Here is a 14,895-nt window from a genome sequence, read left to right as displayed (position 1 = left end):
AATTAATGTTGACTATATATTTTCAATTCATTACTGTCTACAATTCACTAAAAAATTCTTTAGTACACGTTCTCCCACTTTTCCACTTTTTTCTGGGTGAAATTGAACTCCATAAAAATTGTCTCTGTTTAAAGCCACGCAATAATTTAAATCATATTCTGAGGTTGCTATGCTGTGTTGATGCTCTGGAACATAATAGCTATGAACCAAATACATGTAAGAATGGTTTTCTATTCCTTTAAACAAGTTGGATTTTAGGTCGAAGATGGTATTCCATCCTACCTGAGGAACTTTAAGTTGAGTATCGAATTTAATGACTTCAGCATCAAATATGCTAAGGCCTTGAGTATCCCCTTCTACACAATATTTACACATCAACTGCATCCCCAGACATATTCCTAAGACAGGAGTTTTTAATTCTGGAATTACTTTGTCTAGTCCTGTACTCTCAAGCATTTTCATCGCGCTACTAGCTTCACCTACTCCAGGGAATATAACGCGGTCTGCTGTTTTAATTTGTTCTGAATCACTGGTAAGCACTGACTCATAACCTAATCTCTGTAAGGCAAATTCAATGCTCTTTACATTACCAGCTCCGTAATCTATAATGGCTATTTTCATTTATAACTGTCCTTTTGTGCTGGGTAAAATCATTTTTTCAGGATCGCGCTTCACGGCCATTTTGATCGCCTTGGCAAAAGCTTTAAATATGGCCTCGATTTTATGGTGTTCATTTTCACCTTCAGCCTTAATGTTCAAATTACATTTGGCACCATCGGTAAAAGATTTAAAAAAATGCATGAACATTTCTGTAGGCATTTCACCAATTTTTTCTCTATTAAAAGTAGCATCCCAAACCAACCAATTTCTTCCACCAAAATCGATGGCCACCTGAGCCATACTATCGTCCATTGGCAAACAAAACCCATAACGTTCGATACCTAATTTATTTCCAAGTGCTTTAGCAAAAACTTCCCCTAAGACAATAGCAACATCCTCTATAGTATGATGTTCATCTACTTCCAGATCTCCTTTAGCGGTAAGTTCAATATCAATGTGTCCATGCCTTGCAATCTGATCTATCATATGATCGAAAAAATGAATTCCAGTTGAAACTTTACTTTTTCCTGTCCCATCAAGATTGATCTTTATATCAATGTCGGTTTCTTTAGTAGTTCGCTTTAAGCTTGCGGTTCTTCTTTCTGTTTTTAAGAACTCATAAATTTCCTTCCAGGAAGTGGTTCTAATCCCGATAAAAGATTCTAATTCAGTATCAGAATTCTCGGTCTCACCCTCACCCAAATTGGTATTGTTATCGATAAATATGCCGCGACCTCCAAGATTTTTGGCTAACTCTACATCGGTCATCCTATCACCGATAACAAAGGAGTTTGCCAAATCATATTTCTCTTCAAAATATTTGGTTAAAAGACCTGTTTTAGGCTTGCGAGTGGGTGCATTATCTTCTGGGAAAGTCTTATCAATAAATACTTCATCAAAGTGAACTCCTTCATTTTGAAAGGCTTTTATGATAAAGTTTTGGACAGGCCAAAAGGTATTCTCGGGATAAACCTTTGTCCCTAGTCCATCCTGATTGGTGATCATAACTAACTCATAATCGAGTTCTGAAGCGATTTTAGCCATGTAAGTGAAAGCCCCAGGATAAAATTCCAGCTTTTCAAACGCATCGATTTGCTCATCAGCAGGCTCTTTAATGAGTGTGCCATCTCTATCTATAAATAAAACTTTTTTCATGAATCGATTTGCTTTATGGTGTGTAGAAGTTTTTGATTTTGTTCTGGTGTTCCGACTGTAAATCTTAGGCAATTTTCACAAAGATGCTGATTTGTTCTGTTTCTAACCACTACTTTACGGGACAATAGCTGTTCATATCTATAATTGGCATTATCTACCTCACAAAGCAGGAAATTCGACTCTGAAGGATGTATATGATGAATCCATTTGATGTTTTTCAATTCCTTGGAAAGCAATTCACGTTCAGATTTAATGATTTCTACCTGAAACAAATACGTTTCATAATTCTGAACCACTTCTAAAGCCTTTTTTTGACTTAGCTGATTGATGTTATACGGCGGTTTGATCTTATTGAGAACTGAAATAATCCGTTCGCTGGCAAAACACATTCCTACTCTAATACCGGCGTGAGCTAAGGCTTTAGAAAACGTCTGTGTGATAATTAAATTTGGAAAATCATTCAATTCTGAAATGAAAGAGCTGTTGGTCGCAAAATCAATATAAGCTTCATCAATGACAATAAGACCATCAAATTCATCTAAAATAGACTTAATATTATTGATTTGTAAGAGGTTTCCAGAAGGATTATTGGGTGAACAAATGAAAATCAATTTGGTATTGGAAGTTATACTAGCTTTTACAGCTTCTGTATCTATTTGGAATCCTTTTTTTAAAGGAACTTTTACGGATTTAATATCGTTCAAATTAGCTAGCACGTCGTACATCCCATAGGTAGGTGGCATACTAATGATTTCATCTTCACGTGGTTCACAGAAAGCCCTGAAAATTAAATCTAAAACTTCATCACTCCCATTGCCTAAAAGAATATTTTCTTTTGGAATCTGTTTTATTTTAGATATGGCATCTTTTAGCTGATGCTGGTAAGGATCTGGATACCGATTATAATCAGAGTCGAATGGATTCTCGTTAGCATCCAAAAAAAGGTAATTAGACTCATCTGCATTAAACTCATCTCTGGCAGAGGAGTAAGCAGACATCTTTTTAATATTTTTGCGTATTAAATTATCTATGGTCATGTTACTAGATCATTTATTCTTATCAACCTCATTTCTTCTAAGAGTCATAGCGTATTTATGAGCCTGTAGACCCTCTGCTTCTGCCATAAGTTCTACAGCTTCACCAATATGTTGGATGCCCTCTTCTGTAATTTTTTGATAGGTGATCGCTTTATTGAAGCTATCTAAATTCACTCCACTATACTGTTTCGCATATCCATTGGTAGGTAAAGTATGATTGGTTCCAGAGGCATAATCTCCTGCGCTTTCTGGGGTATATTTTCCAATAAATACCGATCCCGCGTTATTGATATTCTTAACAAAATAATCATCGTTTGTAGTCGAAATAATGAAGTGTTCTGGACCATAAAAATCAATTAACTCAAGAGCTGAAGCTTGATCTTTGACTAACACAAACTTAGAATTATCTATAGCCTGAGAAGCCATTGCTTTTCTAGGGAGATCCCCTAACTGGCGTTGAATAGCCTGTTTGACCTTATCTATGGTTGCTTCGTCTGTTGAAACCAAAACCACTTGTGAATCGAATCCGTGTTCTGCCTGACTTAGTAGATCTGAAGCCACAAATTCTGGATTAGAACTTTCATCGGCTACAACCAATAGTTCTGAAGGACCAGCTGGCATGTCTATGGCTACATCAAAAGTAGTAGCTACTTGCTTAGCTACCGTAACATACTGATTACCAGGTCCAAAAATCTTATAAACTTTAGGCACCGATGCTGTTCCAAAGGTCATGGCTCCAATAGCCTGTATTCCTCCTGCTTTTATGATTTTATCAATACCACAAAGTTGAGCGGTATATAAGGTAACAGGATTTAAATTACCCTCTTTATCCGGAGGCGTACATAATACGATTTCGCTACAGCCTGCGATTTTTGCAGGCACTGCAAGCATTAATATAGAAGAAAATAATGGTGCAGTTCCCCCTGGTATATAAAGTCCTACTTTTTGGATTGGCTTTTTGGCCTGCCAGCACGTAACTCCTGGTTGCGTTTCAACCTTAACTGGCTCAGTTTGTTGAGCTTCATGAAATTTTTGGATATTAGCTTTTGCTAATTGTATAGCAGACTTCAACTCTTCTGACACCAGACCTTTAGCAGACTCAATTTCCTGAGGACGTACCACCAAATTTTTAAGGTCTACGCCATCAAACATACTAGTATACCTTAACACGGCATCATCACCGCTTTGTTGAATATTCTTGAAAATATCGTCTACAGTGGTTTCAATGTCTTTGAAAGTACGAGTAGGCCTTTTCAATAACTCACTCCAGTCTTCTTGTTTTGGATATTTTATTGTGTTCATTAGAGTATCATTTTTTCAATTGGACTTACAAGTATACTTTCTGCACCAGCAAACTTTAACTCATCTATAATGTCCCAGAATTTTTCTTGTTGAATCACTGTATGTACTGAGCTCCAGTTACTCTCTGCCAGTGGCATAACAGTAGGACTTTTCATACCAGGTAAAATTTTTATAATTTCATCAAGCTTGTCATTAGGAGCATTTAAAAGAACATACTTAGTGTTTTCTGCTTTTAAAACGGCATCAATTCTAAACAATAATTTATCAAGTAATTCCTGTTTTTGAGCCGTTAGAGAAGGAGAACTAGCCAGGATGGCTTCACTTTTCAAAATTACATCAGACTCTTTCAGGTTATTTTTAAATAGTGTACTTCCACTGGAGACAATATCGCAAATCGCATCCGCAAGACCGATGTTGGGCGCAATCTCAACAGAGCCCGTAATCAGATGAATATTTGCTGAAACCTCATGTTTATCGAGATATTTTTGTAGTGTATTAGGATAAGATGTAGCGATTTGTTTCCCCTCCAAGTCTTTCACTCCCGATACTTCAGAATGCTTCGGAACTGCCAATGAGACTTTGCATTTTGAAAAGCCTAAACGCTTTTGAACAACGAGATCTTCTCCTTTTTCGTAAAGCAAATTCTCACCTACAATGGCTAGATCTGCAATTCCATCTCTTAAATATTGTGGAATATCACCGTTTCTAAGGTAATAGATTTCAATTGGGAAATTTGAAGCTTCTACCTTTAACTGGTCTCTTCCGTTATTGACAGATATCCCGCAATCTTTTAAAATTTTTAAAGACTCGTCGTGAAGTCTACCTGATTTCTGAATTGCTATTCTTAATTTCTCCATTTTTGATTTTCAGTTTTATAAATTAAAAAACCCGTTAAAGCTGTGCTCAAACGGGTTTTGTATATGTTTAAAATTCTACATATGACATTCCAACCGCTTAGAGCGTATTAGAGATATGATGATGTAGATTTAAATTTTTCATTGCATTGCAAATTTAGAATAAATAACGATACTAATTAAAGCTTCTTCGTATTTATGACAAAATTAATTATTGCCCAATATAATTGGCATGCCCTCATCTCCAGAGCCGATAACTATCACTTTAGAATTTTCTGACTTAGACAATTCAATTGTAGCCTGTATTCCTTTTTCTTTTAGGATTTTATCTGTAAGTGAAGCGTTTAGTATTTCGTTCGCTCTGGCTTTACCTTCAGCTTCAATCTCCTGACGTCTTTTTTCTTTAGTAGCCTTTTCTAATCGGAACTCATACTCAAGGGATTCCTGCTCTTGCTTTAGTTTTCTTTCAATAGCTTGTTTGATGGTAGGCGGTAGAGATACATCTCTTACCAAAATTCTATTGACCTGAACATATTGATTTTTTAGCAATTGTTGCGTTTCATCATACATTTCGTTTTGAATCGACTCTCTTTTTTGGGCATAGAGTTCTTCCGGCTTATATCTACCTACAACTGTTCTTGTTGCTGATCTTACCGCTGGTTGAATCAATCTTGAAATATATTTCTCTCCTCTTTCTTTGTGCAGCAATCCTAGTTGATCATAGACTGGTTCAAACCAAATGGTGGCATCTAATTTAATGTCCAAACCATTTGAAGAAAGAACCTGCATAGACTCATCTATAGTCTGCTGTCTTACTTCGTAAACAAACACAGTATTCCAAGGGGCTACAATATGAAACCCTTCTTTAAGTGGAGGTTCATCTGTCACAACACCACCTCCAAATCTTTTAAATAAAACACCGGCCTCACCAGAATTGATGTTAACCGTAGAGTTGGCTATAAAAATAATTCCTATCACAACAAGGATGATGATAGGTACAATCGACTTTGGTAATCTTTCCATATGACTTATAATTTAAATTAGGCCTTTATATTTTCTATAAAACCATTCAATACTCAAAGTTAAGGCTAATAATAAAATAAGCCATTCGATATCGATCAAACTCTTCGTTTTTTTGATAGATTTTTGAATTGGTTTAGGTTTATTAGCTATTAAATTGTCTATAAACTCCTCTCTATCTTTAAATAGATACAAATTTTCTATGTCAACCAATTTTTGAAGCTTATTTAGATTGGAATTTTCGAATTGCAACTCATTTGAATATTCAAGAACTTGAAAATTACCTGCTTTTGAAAGCTCTACATCTTGGCTGCTTATTTTATAACTATAGTTACCAGGTCCTAGCTGAGATAAATTTAAAGTGTATGCATCTTTCAGTTTGATGAGTCTCAAGTTTTCTCTAGTATTTGAATCTTCATTAAAGAGTTCTATATCAAAATTAAACCTGGTATCACTCTCGAAATTTGAATTGTAATAACTAAGCGATAAATTCTTATCCTCACCAGAATTGATAAGGGGATCAACATCAACTACGAGTGTATTTTTAGTTTTAGATTGCGCTAAAAATTGAATTATTTTTTGAAAAGTCTGATCAAAATTTTTAAATGAGGAATGCTCCAGATAATAGCTAGACCGCCATCTCCAGATATTCTCTCCAAATAAAATTGATGTTTTTTGATTGTTACTCGTTTTAAAAATCCACTGAGGTGTGTCTATCTTTAGCCCGTTGATTTTTTTCTCTAAAAGAGTTGAATAATTATCAGTAAGATTTAAAGCTCCAAATTGATCTACCAAAGGGGGAAAATTATTAAAGTCTAAATCATTCACTTGAAATAAACTAAAATCAATATTTAAAAATGAGGAATAATCTTCATTGGAAGCCACCAGTTCTTTCTGAAATCCTAGTTCAGAACGGTTTAATAAACTATAGTCTGTATGGGATCCACCAATAATAAATGAATTAAGACCTTTTTTGTTTATGTCTTGTAGAAGTCTTTCAGCAGTTGTTTGAGGTTGATATAAGATAATTAGATTATACTCATAACTATCAAAATCATCTTCTGTAGTTTTAATCGTCAGCTCTAAATCTTTGCTAGATTCTAAAATCCGATTAAAAAACCCAATATCAGGATGAATAAGATCTGAAATCAATAAAATTTTAGATCTTGAATCTATCACCTCTATTGAAATGGTTTTGGAATTATTGCTGGTGTTTTTTTCCTCAGCTATAGGTTCTAACACTATCTTTATCGTCTTAATCCCAACAGTTTCAGCAGGAATTGTAAGGTTTGTTCTCAGTGATCCTTCAGCAGGTATTTCAACTATTTTCGATACCAATGTGTTATTGGCTTCTGAAACTGTTAGCTTTTGTTTGGTAGAAGTCTTGGTGTTTTGACTTGAAAAAATCTCAAGAGGAAATTTGTTATTGAAATAGACATAATTGTTAGCATTTACAATATCTATTTTAGTGTCCTTATAACGGGTTGTATCACCAACGACTAAGATGTTAGCATTCAAACCAGTTCTAAATGACTTTAAATTGTAATCTTCTCCAAGCGTTTGATTTCCATCGGTAACGAGCACTGTTGTTACTTGTTCTTCTTCCAAAGTATTCAGGTAATCGATAGGTTTAGAAATATCTGTTGACTTAGAGGTAAAAGATAGTTTGTCTTCTACTAAAGTCACTTCACTTCCAAATTTTAAGTAATCTATAGAATAAGCTTCATTGAGTTGATCGTTTACCTCCAAGCGACTTAAAAATCCATTGATTTCATTGGGCTCAGCTAATTTCTCAATCGATTTTGAGTCATCAAAAGCAAAAACTAATCGAGGCTTTTCAAGTTTATAAGAAGTGGTGTCAATTTGAGGGTTAATCAATAAAAACCCTAAACATAAAAAAGACAAAAATCTAAAAATCGCTAAGATTCTTTGAGTTTTGTCTTTATAAAATTTTGGATATAACAGGTAAGATAAACCAAATGCGCAAGCACCAAATAAAATGAGCAGGAGCATGGAAATATTGGTCATATCATATTTAGGTTAACATACCACCGTCTACGCTTAGGGTCTGTCCTGTGATATAAGAACTCATGTCGCTAGCTAAAAACACACAGGCATTGGCAATATCTTCTGGTTGTCCTCCTCTTTTCAAAGGGATGGCTTGTCTCCAGCCTTCTACAGTCTTTTCATCCAATTTTTCGGTCATTTCAGTTTCAATAAATCCTGGTGCAACTACGTTGGAACGAATGTTTCGTGAACCTAATTCTAAAGCTACAGATTTTGAAAATCCTATGATTCCAGCCTTAGAAGCTGAATAATTGGCCTGACCCGCATTCCCTTTAATACCAACAACAGAGCTAATGTTGATTATGCTTCCATGTTTTTGCTTAAGCATTGGCCTTAATACAGCCTTAGTGAGGTTAAAAACGGAGTTTAAATTTACTTTTATTACTTTATCAAAATCATCTTCACTCATTCTCATCAATAAATTATCCTTAGTGATTCCGGCATTATTAATAAGTACATCAATACTACCAAAATCTTTGATGATATCGTCTGCAAGCTGTTGAGCCTGGTCAAAATCTGAAGCATCAGATTGATATGCCTTCGCTTTTACTCCGAAAGAGGTCAGGTGATCCTCAAGTTCTTGAGCGGAACTGGCAGAAGAGTTGTAAGTAAATGCCACATTAGCACCATGTTTCGCAAATACTTCGGCAATACCTTTACCTATACCACGACTTCCACCTGTAATGATGACATTTTTTGAATTCAGTAATTTCATAAAGCAAAATTTAATATAAAAAACCTTTGTTAGGAAACAAAGGCTTTAAAATTGAAATGTTTATTTCGATAAAACTTCAGCTACTTTTTTTCCAATTTCTGCTGGAGAATCCACTACGTGAATTCCAGAATCTTTTAAAATAGCTTTTTTAGCTTGAGCAGTATCTTCGCTTCCTCCTACAATAGCACCAGCATGACCCATCGTTCTTCCAGCAGGTGCAGTTTCACCAGCTATGAAACCAATAACAGGTTTTTTACTTCCGCTTTCTTTATACCATTTAGCTGCTTCAGCTTCAAGTTGGCCACCTATTTCACCAATCATTACCACACATTCTGTATCCGGATCTCCTACAAGCATTTCTACAGCATCCTTTGTTGTAGTTCCAATAATAGGATCTCCACCTATACCTATCGCAGTGGTTATTCCATAGCCCTCTTTAACGACCTGGTCTGCAGCCTCGTAAGTTAGGGTTCCTGATTTAGACACAACTCCCACTGTACCTTGCTTGAAAACAAAACCTGGCATAATTCCAACTTTAGCTTCACCTGGAGTGATAACACCTGGACAGTTGGGTCCGATTAATCGACAGTCTTTATCCTTAATATAATCTGATGCCTTAATCATGTCTGCTACAGGAATACCCTCAGTAATAGCAATGATCACTTTAATACCAGCATCTGCAGCTTCCATAATGGCATCTGCAGCAAAAGCAGGTGGAACAAAAATTATTGAAGTATCGGCCCCTGCTTGTTCAACAGCATCTGCTACAGTATTGTAAACAGGTTTATTAAGATGTGTAGTTCCTCCTTTACCTGGAGTCACACCACCTACAATATTGGTTCCATAGTCGATCATTTGTTCAGCGTGAAAAGAGCCTTCACTCCCAGTAAATCCCTGAACAATTATTTTTGAATCTTTATTGACTAAAACGCTCATAGTTTGTTTAAATTTTTGTTTAACAAAAGTAATTTTTTAAGCTGAGCCTTAAAAATTATTATGTGATTTATTAATTAATTATATTCATTGATATAGGATAGGATTCCATCCAAACCATCATCACTTGGCTGTGACATGATAAATCCTCTATAAAGCATATTATCTTTTATTTCCCACACACTAAAAAAATCAGCAAGACCAATCAAATCATTGGATTCTAAGGTCTCCACATTATAAGTGAATCTGGCAAATACTTGGTTATTTTCTTCGATGAGATGAGAAAATTCCGGAGACATAGTCTCAAAGGATTTTCCCATTTCACGAGACATTGCATTAAACTTGTCGTAATCAAATTGGAAAAAGCCCTTACTACTGTTCCAGTCTATTTTCACTTCTGGATGTACATATTTTTCAAATTCAGAAGCATCCTTATAATACTTTGAGGTAAAAAAGCCTTTGACTAAATCTTTATTGGGTGTACTCATAAATTTTTCAATTTTTGAAGAATGTCAGGTATTTTATTAATATATGCTAATTCTCTATATTTTTTTCTAATATCATCTGCTGGATAACCAAAGTAAGTTGTGTTTGATTTTAAATTTTTACTTATTCCAGACTGAGCCAGAATGATAGCCTTTTGGCCAATGGTCAATCCACTTGCAATACCTACCTGACCCCAAATCGTCACTTCGTCTTCAATCACTACACATCCTGCAATCCCCACTTGAGAAGCTATCAAACATTTTTTACCAATAACCGTATCGTGACCTACCTGCACTTGATTATCAATTTTAGTTCCCTCGCCAATGGAAGTAATGCCCGTAACTCCTTTATCTATGGTGCTAAGAGCTCCAATTTCAACATTATCCTCTATTTTAATGCTTCCACCAGAAAGAAGCTTGTCGTGGTGTGAAGGCCTGTTTTTGTAATAAAACGCATCGGCTCCAAGTACAACACCGGAGTGAATTTGAACATTATTTCCTATTACTACTCCGTCATAAATAGAAACATTACTGTGGATTACACAATTATCTCCAATTATTACATTATTACCAATAAATACATTGGGCTGGATAATTGTATTTTTTCCTATTTGAGATGATTCTGAAACTGGTAGACTTGATGCTTTGAAAGGAGAAAAATGAGCTGTTATAGCATTGAAATCTGAAAAAGGATCTTCTGAAATTAAAAGTGCTTTTCCTTCAGGACAATTTACTTTTTTATTGATAAGAATTACACTAGCTTTAGAGGTTAAGGCCTTATCATAATACTTGGGATGATCGACAAAAACAATATCACCCTCCTGCACCACATGAATTTCGTTGATACCATGTATTTGAAAGTCAGGATCACCAACAAATGTCGAGTCTATGAGTTCTGAAATCTGTTGCAGGGTTTGTACTTTAGGAAATTTCATTTAATCTTTTATTCTTTAATTCTTTCCTTGTAAGTTCCTTTATCAGTTTCAACTTTGATTTTATCTCCCTCGTTGATGAATAAAGGGACATTTACTTCTGCACCAGTTTCCAGAGTTGCTGGTTTTGTTGCATTAGTTGCTGTATTCCCTTTAACGCCAGGTTCTGTTTGAGTGACCTCTAAAATGACGTGTGGAGGCATATCTACAGATAATGGCATGTTATCCTCTGTATTGATTAAAATGGTAACTACTTCACCTTCTTTTAATAAATTAGGCATATCTAATGCAGCTTCCAAAAGACGAATTTGTGTAAAGTCTTCTACATGCATAAAGTGATAGAACTCTCCTTCCTGATACAGAAACTGATATTTGTGAGTTTCAACTCTTACTTCTTCAATTTTATGACCAGCTGAAAAGGTATTATCTATCACTTTTCCGGTGGTCACACTTTTCAGTTTAGTTCTTACGAAGGCTGGACCTTTTCCAGGTTTTACGTGAAGAAATTCTGTGATTTTAAATATATCGTGATTGTATCTGATGCACAATCCATTTCTAATGTCGCTTGTTGTTGCCATAAGTTTTAGTTTGAAAAATATCCTTTCATGATTCCTCTTTGAGAATCTTTTATAAATTGAAGTATTTCGTCACGTTCTGGAGTTGCTTCCATCTCTGCCTCTATAATAGATAAGGCCTGACTGTTATTGTAATTTTTTTGATAAAGAATACGATAAATATTCTGTATTTCTCTAATCTTATCTGTTTCAAATCCTCTTCTTCGAAGGCCCACTGAATTAATACCTACATAGGAAAGTGGTTCTCTACCAGCCTTTACAAACGGAGGAACATCCTTTCTTACCAGGGATCCTCCGGTAATAAACGCATGTCTACCAATACTACAAAACTGCTGTACAGCTGCCATTCCTGCGAGTACGGCGTGGTCTCCTACCACAATATGCCCAGCCAGAGTACTATTATTTGAAAAGACGCAGTGATCACCTACAATACAATCGTGAGCAATATGGCAGTACGCCATAATCCAGCAATTCTTCCCTACTTTTGTTTTCATTTTATCACTGGTGCCCCTATTGATAGTCACACATTCTCTTATCGTCGTATTATCTCCTATTTCTGTGATTGTATCTTCGTCTTCGAACTTTTTATCTTGTGGAACTGCAGATATTACAGCACCTGGAAATATACTTACGTTCTTCCCGATTCTTGCCCCTTCCATGATTGTAACGTTGGATCCTATCCAAGTTCCCTCTCCAATTTCAACATTATTATGAATTGTAGAGAAAGGTTCTATCACTACGTTTTTGGCAATTTTGGCACCAGGGTGAACGTATGCTAATGGTTGATTCATGTTATTTTGATTTTACAAGTTGAGCCATGAGTTCGGCTTCACAAGCTAATTTGTCATTGGCATATGCATAGCCTTGCATATGGCAAATACCCCGTCGAATTGGAGACATTAGTTCTAATTTGAAAATTAGAGTGTCACCAGGAACAACTTGCTGTTTAAACTTCACATTATCTATTTTGATAAAGTAAGTCAAATAATTTTCTGGATCTTCCACACTACTTAAGGCCAAAATACCTCCTGTTTGTGCCATAGCTTCAATTTGCAAGACTCCTGGCATAACAGGCTTACCAGGAAAATGCCCTACAAAGAAAGGCTCGTTCATGGTGACGTTTTTTGTTCCAATTACCGATTTATCAGTAAGTTCAAATATCTTGTCTACTAAGAGAAATGGAGGTCTATGCGGCAGCCTATTCATGATCTGTGTCACATCATAGAGTGGGGTTTTATTCAGATCAAATTTTGGAACTTTATTTCTTTTTTCAGTTTTGATGATTTTAGCAAGTTTTCTTGCAAATTGAGTATTGATAGAATGTCCGGGTTTATTGGCAATTACTTTACCTCTAATGTGTGTTCCAACTAAGGCAAGGTCACCAATAACATCCAAAAGCTTATGTCTTGCTGCTTCATTAGGATAATGAAGCGTTAAGTTGTCTAAAATTCCATTAGGTTTTACAGAAATTTCATTTTTACCAAAAGCCTCTTTTAACCTCTCCATGGTCTCTGGAGACAATTCTTTATCTACATATACGATGGCATTATTAAGATCACCGCCTTTAATCAGCCCGTTTTGCAACATAGCTTCCAATTCATGCAAGAAACTAAACGTTCTTGAATCAGCAATTTCTGATTTAAAATCAGACATGGTGTTCAAGTAGGCGTTTTGAGTACCTAATACTTTCGTGCCAAAATCTACCATAGTTGTCACCTGGTACTCATTGGAAGGCATTACAATAATTTCTGAACCTGTTTCTTCATCTTTGAATGAAATGACATCTTCTACGATAAACTCATCTCTGGGAGCATCCTGTTCTTCTAACCCTGCATCTTCCAAGGCTTCAACAAAAAACTTAGATGAACCATCCATTATAGGCGGTTCCGAGGCATTTAATTCCAATATAATATTATCAATTCCTAGACCAACACATGCAGCAAGTACGTGTTCTGATGTTTGAATAACTACACCATTTTTTTCTAAGCTAGTTCCCCGGTCTGTATTGGTAACTAAATTTGCATCTGCTGGTATTATAGGCTCCCCTTCTAAATCTACTCGCTTAAAAGCAAAACCGTTGTTGACTGGCGCAGGTTTGAATGTTAAGGTTACATTCTGGCCAGTATGAAGCCCAACACCATGAAGCGATACTTCTTTTGATATTGTGGTTTGGTTAATTGTTTTCATCCTTTGGAAGTTGTTTTTCTATGTTATCTAAACGGTTGACTATTTTGGGGAAATTTCTAAAATGAACATAAGATTTATTGAAATCACTATATCCAAACGCTGGAGAACCCTGTATAGCCTCATCATCTTTTACGTTTCTACCAACACCAGTTTGAGCTTGAATCTTCACACGATCTCCTATCTTTATGTGACCAGCAACACCTACCTGGCCACCAATAAGACAGTTTTTTCCCACTTTAGTAGAACCAGCAATACCTGTTTGAGCAGCTATAGCTGTGTGTTCTCCAATTTCAACATTATGAGCAATTTGAATTTGATTATCCAACTTCACTCCCTTTCTTATAATCGTAGAACCTAGCGTTGCTCTATCAATAGTTGTTCCTGCACCTATATCAACATGATCTTCGATAATCACATTTCCTATTTGAGGTATTTTTGAATATTCCCCATTATCTGATGGAGAAAAACCAAAACCATCTGCTCCTATTATAGCTCCACTATGAATCGTGCAATGGCTGCCTATTTGAGTTTCAGAATAAATTTTACTTCCTGGAAATATAGTAACATAATCACCTATTGTAACATTATCACCTATATAAACATTTGGGTAAATTTTTACATTTTTACCCAATGTTGCATTTTCTCCAATAAATGCAAAAGCTCCAATATAAATATTTTCACCAATAACAGCAGACTCTGAAATTGAACTTGGAGTTTCTACACCCTTCTTGTCTAGTTTAATTTGGTTGTAAACTTCTAATAGCTTGGAAAAGGCCTCGTAGGAATCTTCTACTTTAATTAAAGTGGTAGCAATAGGCTGAGTATTTTCAAAACTATTATTGACGATACAGATACTGGCCTCTGTTTGATATATGTAAGAAGTATACTTAGGATTGGATAAGAAGGTAAGTGACCCCTTTTTTCCTTCTTCTATTTTTGAAAGCTTATGTACTTCAGCGTCTGGATTACCTTCAATGGTACCATCTAGTATATCTGCTATTTGTTGTGCTGTAAATTTCATTCTGGCAAAAAT

General features: G+C 35.5%; 15 protein-coding genes. All 15 read right to left on the bottom strand.

The window, feature by feature from the left end:
- Positions 1-30 precede the first annotated feature (30 nt).
- Complete coding sequence (gene hisH / locus F598_RS0108760; protein WP_019038671.1) at positions 31-621, bottom strand: imidazole glycerol phosphate synthase subunit HisH; 591 nt, start codon at positions 619-621, stop codon at positions 31-33.
- Positions 622-1,755, bottom strand: a complete 1,134-nt coding sequence (gene hisB / locus F598_RS0108755; RefSeq protein WP_019038670.1) for a bifunctional histidinol-phosphatase/imidazoleglycerol-phosphate dehydratase HisB — start codon at positions 1,753-1,755, stop codon at positions 622-624. It lies immediately after the preceding gene.
- On the bottom strand, positions 1,752-2,792 hold the full coding sequence (gene hisC, locus F598_RS0108750; RefSeq protein ID WP_019038669.1) for a histidinol-phosphate transaminase: 1,041 nt from the start codon (positions 2,790-2,792) through the stop codon (positions 1,752-1,754). Before hisC ends, hisB begins: the two co-directional genes overlap by 4 nt.
- A 9-nt stretch (positions 2,793-2,801) precedes the next feature.
- Positions 2,802-4,094, bottom strand: coding sequence for a histidinol dehydrogenase (gene hisD, locus F598_RS0108745; protein WP_019038668.1), 1,293 nt, complete (start codon positions 4,092-4,094; stop codon positions 2,802-2,804).
- Positions 4,094-4,951 carry an ATP phosphoribosyltransferase gene (hisG, locus tag F598_RS0108740; RefSeq protein WP_019038667.1) on the bottom strand — a complete coding sequence of 286 codons (858 nt, stop codon included), beginning with the start codon at positions 4,949-4,951 and terminating at the stop codon, positions 4,094-4,096. Before hisG ends, hisD begins: the two co-directional genes overlap by 1 nt.
- Before the next feature lie 204 nt (positions 4,952-5,155).
- Positions 5,156-5,971, bottom strand: a complete 816-nt coding sequence (locus F598_RS0108735; protein ID WP_019038666.1) for a prohibitin family protein — start codon at positions 5,969-5,971, stop codon at positions 5,156-5,158.
- 12 nt (positions 5,972-5,983) lie between these two features.
- Positions 5,984-7,996, bottom strand: coding sequence for a hypothetical protein (locus F598_RS0108730; RefSeq protein ID WP_019038665.1), 2,013 nt, complete (start codon positions 7,994-7,996; stop codon positions 5,984-5,986).
- A gap of 7 nt (positions 7,997-8,003) precedes the next feature.
- Complete coding sequence (gene fabG, locus F598_RS0108725) at positions 8,004-8,750, bottom strand: 3-oxoacyl-[acyl-carrier-protein] reductase (RefSeq protein ID WP_019038664.1); 747 nt, start codon at positions 8,748-8,750, stop codon at positions 8,004-8,006.
- Between the two features lie 60 nt (positions 8,751-8,810).
- Positions 8,811-9,686: a succinate--CoA ligase subunit alpha gene (gene sucD, locus F598_RS0108720; protein ID WP_019038663.1), complete on the bottom strand. Its 876-nt coding sequence runs from the start codon at positions 9,684-9,686 to the stop codon at positions 8,811-8,813.
- Positions 9,687-9,760: 74 nt separating this feature from the next.
- Complete coding sequence (locus F598_RS0108715) at positions 9,761-10,171, bottom strand: hypothetical protein (protein ID WP_019038662.1); 411 nt, start codon at positions 10,169-10,171, stop codon at positions 9,761-9,763.
- A complete protein-coding gene (locus F598_RS0108710) occupies positions 10,168-11,103 on the bottom strand; it encodes a UDP-3-O-(3-hydroxymyristoyl)glucosamine N-acyltransferase (protein WP_019038661.1) in 936 nt (311 codons plus the stop codon). Before F598_RS0108710 ends, F598_RS0108715 begins: the two co-directional genes overlap by 4 nt.
- A gap of 8 nt (positions 11,104-11,111) precedes the next feature.
- Entirely contained in the window at positions 11,112-11,678 is a 567-nt protein-coding gene (efp, locus tag F598_RS0108705) for an elongation factor P (protein WP_019038660.1), read from the bottom strand.
- A 5-nt stretch (positions 11,679-11,683) separates the two neighbouring features.
- The gene (gene lpxA / locus F598_RS0108700; protein WP_019038659.1) at positions 11,684-12,466 is read right to left on the bottom strand and encodes an acyl-ACP--UDP-N-acetylglucosamine O-acyltransferase; all 783 of its coding nucleotides are present in this window, start codon (positions 12,464-12,466) and stop codon (positions 11,684-11,686) included.
- A 1-nt stretch (position 12,467) separates the two neighbouring features.
- A complete protein-coding gene (locus F598_RS0108695) occupies positions 12,468-13,862 on the bottom strand; it encodes a bifunctional UDP-3-O-[3-hydroxymyristoyl] N-acetylglucosamine deacetylase/3-hydroxyacyl-ACP dehydratase (RefSeq protein ID WP_019038658.1) in 1,395 nt (464 codons plus the stop codon).
- Entirely contained in the window at positions 13,849-14,883 is a 1,035-nt protein-coding gene (lpxD, locus tag F598_RS0108690) for a UDP-3-O-(3-hydroxymyristoyl)glucosamine N-acyltransferase (RefSeq protein ID WP_019038657.1), read from the bottom strand. The genes F598_RS0108695 and lpxD overlap by 14 nt, the downstream gene beginning before the upstream one ends.
- Between the last annotated feature and the right edge of the window lie 12 nt (positions 14,884-14,895).

This window comes from Psychroflexus tropicus DSM 15496 (genome assembly GCF_000378765.1).
Classification (GTDB): domain Bacteria; phylum Bacteroidota; class Bacteroidia; order Flavobacteriales; family Flavobacteriaceae; genus Psychroflexus; species Psychroflexus tropicus.
This window is presented reverse-complemented; position numbering and strand designations above follow the sequence as displayed.

Coding starts and splice junctions, on each gene's coding strand:
- F598_RS0108695 (WP_019038658.1), bottom strand. CDS start 13,862: ATGAAAACAATTAACCAAACCACAATATCAAAAGAAGTATCGCTTCAT.
- hisH (WP_019038671.1), bottom strand. CDS start 621: ATGAAAATAGCCATTATAGATTACGGAGCTGGTAATGTAAAGAGCATT.
- lpxA (WP_019038659.1), bottom strand. CDS start 12,466: ATGAATCAACCATTAGCATACGTTCACCCTGGTGCCAAAATTGCCAAA.
- hisD (WP_019038668.1), bottom strand. CDS start 4,094: ATGAACACAATAAAATATCCAAAACAAGAAGACTGGAGTGAGTTATTG.
- hisB (WP_019038670.1), bottom strand. CDS start 1,755: ATGAAAAAAGTTTTATTTATAGATAGAGATGGCACACTCATTAAAGAG.
- F598_RS0108715 (WP_019038662.1), bottom strand. CDS start 10,171: ATGAGTACACCCAATAAAGATTTAGTCAAAGGCTTTTTTACCTCAAAG.
- F598_RS0108730 (WP_019038665.1), bottom strand. CDS start 7,996: ATGACCAATATTTCCATGCTCCTGCTCATTTTATTTGGTGCTTGCGCA.
- F598_RS0108710 (WP_019038661.1), bottom strand. CDS start 11,103: ATGAAATTTCCTAAAGTACAAACCCTGCAACAGATTTCAGAACTCATA.
- hisG (WP_019038667.1), bottom strand. CDS start 4,951: ATGGAGAAATTAAGAATAGCAATTCAGAAATCAGGTAGACTTCACGAC.
- hisC (WP_019038669.1), bottom strand. CDS start 2,792: ATGACCATAGATAATTTAATACGCAAAAATATTAAAAAGATGTCTGCT.
- fabG (WP_019038664.1), bottom strand. CDS start 8,750: ATGAAATTACTGAATTCAAAAAATGTCATCATTACAGGTGGAAGTCGT.
- F598_RS0108735 (WP_019038666.1), bottom strand. CDS start 5,971: ATGGAAAGATTACCAAAGTCGATTGTACCTATCATCATCCTTGTTGTG.
- efp (WP_019038660.1), bottom strand. CDS start 11,678: ATGGCAACAACAAGCGACATTAGAAATGGATTGTGCATCAGATACAAT.
- lpxD (WP_019038657.1), bottom strand. CDS start 14,883: ATGAAATTTACAGCACAACAAATAGCAGATATACTAGATGGTACCATT.
- sucD (WP_019038663.1), bottom strand. CDS start 9,686: ATGAGCGTTTTAGTCAATAAAGATTCAAAAATAATTGTTCAGGGATTT.